The sequence below is a fragment of the Adlercreutzia sp. DFI.6.23 genome (assembly GCF_024462535.1).
GTDB lineage: Bacteria > Actinomycetota > Coriobacteriia > Coriobacteriales > Eggerthellaceae > Adlercreutzia > Adlercreutzia rubneri.
This window is the reverse complement of sequence record NZ_JANGBP010000789.1, coordinates 1-288: the sequence shown is the minus strand read 5'-3', so window position 1 is coordinate 288 and position 288 is coordinate 1. Positions and strand designations below refer to the sequence as shown.

Genomic DNA, 288 nt, shown 5'->3' with positions numbered 1-288 from the left:
CTGGCCTTCCAGCGCCTGAAGTTCGAGGACCCTCACACTCGCTACGCCTGGAAGATCCGCGTGCCCTCTCGCTCCACCGCTTCGGTTTGAGGAAGGTCATGCTCTTCGGGCTGATCGTGTCGTTCGTCGGCTCCATGCTTGGCGTGGTGGCCTGGGATTTTCCCTCCTTGGTGGCGGCGCGACTCGTTCAGGCCGTTGCCACGGGCCTCTATTTCCCCGTCGTGAACGAGGCCCTGCTCAATCTTTCGCCTAAAAATGGGGCTGGTCGTCTGCTTGCCATCAATAGCG

At 61.1% G+C, this 288-nt stretch carries 1 pseudogene; it reads left to right on the top strand.

Annotated features, from left to right (window positions below):
- Window positions 1-98: 98 nt before the first annotated feature.
- Window positions 99-288: pseudogene (locus NE591_RS15480) on the top strand (hypothetical protein); the annotation flags it as partial.